This window comes from Neisseria sp. P0009.S007 (assembly GCF_051962515.1).
The window spans coordinates 1-1086 of the sequence record NZ_JBQCVF010000480.1 but is presented as its reverse complement, the minus strand read 5'-3'; the positions used below and the strand labels follow the sequence as shown (position 1 = coordinate 1086).

Annotated in this window: 2 protein-coding genes; one reads left to right on the top strand and one right to left on the bottom strand. The window is 44.9% G+C overall.

The genetic code is table 11. The annotated features are described in order from the left end of the window. Window positions 1-440: 23S rRNA (guanosine(2251)-2'-O)-methyltransferase RlmB (gene rlmB, locus ACTHS3_RS14215; protein WP_440368272.1), on the top strand; the 440-nt coding region annotated here is incomplete at its 5' end. 52 nt (window positions 441-492) lie between these two features. Here the strand turns inward: rlmB and ACTHS3_RS14210 are convergent. Next, on the bottom strand, window positions 493-906 hold the full coding sequence (locus ACTHS3_RS14210) for a hypothetical protein (RefSeq protein ID WP_070608929.1): 414 nt from the start codon (window positions 904-906) through the stop codon (window positions 493-495). Window positions 907-1086: the final 180 nt, after the last annotated feature.

The following is a 1086-nucleotide window of genomic DNA, read 5'->3' as shown; positions in this document are numbered from 1 at the left end:
TTACCGATCCGCACAACCTCGGCGCGTGCCTGCGTACTGCCGATGCGATGGGCGTGCATGCCGTGATTGCACCCAAAGACAAAAGCGCCGGCTTGAATGCGACCGTCAGCAAAGTTGCCTGTGGTGCGGCGGAAACCGTGCCGTATATTACCGTAACCAATCTTGCCCGTACTTTGCGTGAATTGAAAGAGTACGGCATTTGGATTGTCGGCACAGACATGGGCGGCGACTCCGACCTTTACCACTGCGACTTGCCCGACAGCGTGGCCTGGGTAATGGGCAACGAAGGCGAAGGTATGCGCCGCCTGACGCGCGAGCATTGCGATATGCTGGTATCGATTCCGATGTTTGGCACGGTAGAAAGCATGAACGTTTCCGTCAGCGCAGGCATGGTATTGAGTGAAACCCGCCGTCAGCGGGTGTTGAAATCGGAAAAATAAAAAGTTTAATTAAAAGGCCGTCTGAATGTTTTCCAGACGGCCTTTTAAAATTTTAATGTTTTTCCAAACGTTTGACTTCCGTTTCTTCTAAGACCTCCGCCTCCACCAAAGGAATCGTAACATCGGCATCTGTTGATGGTTTTAAAAGCTCATATACGGTTTTTTTAACGGCTGTTTCAATACGAGAACGCATGGCCCATACAAATAAAAACAATAAGATAAAAAATGAGGTAAAGATAAATAGTCCGTATAGGTAGCTGCCCAAAAGCTGGCCTATATAGAGTGAAAGGCTAAGTAAAACCAAAATGGCGGCTACTGCTCCTGTAATGGCGAAGAGTAGGTAGAAAACGCTTGGTGCCGCATATTCAGAAGCCGTTTCTGCCAATTGTTCCTGTTTTTCTCGAACACTGTCGGAAATCGGGTCAATGATGGCTTCACGAAATTTCCGCTTTATAAAATCAAACATAGTTTCCCCTTTTTTATAATGATTAAAGAAATAGCATTATCTTATAAATAAGAAATTTATGCCAAAGCATTTGGAAATTTAGATGTATTGGGAAGTAGTGACCATACAGATTTGTTGAGGTTAAGGGATAGGCTATCATTGAGTACAGCCTTGTGAAGGTTGGAGTGGTTTTACTTATAT

Bases quoted from the DNA above. Each gene is read 5' to 3' on its own strand.
- ACTHS3_RS14210 (WP_070608929.1), bottom strand. From the start codon at position 906: ATGTTTGATTTTATAAAGCGGAAATTTCGTGAAGCCATCATTGACCCG.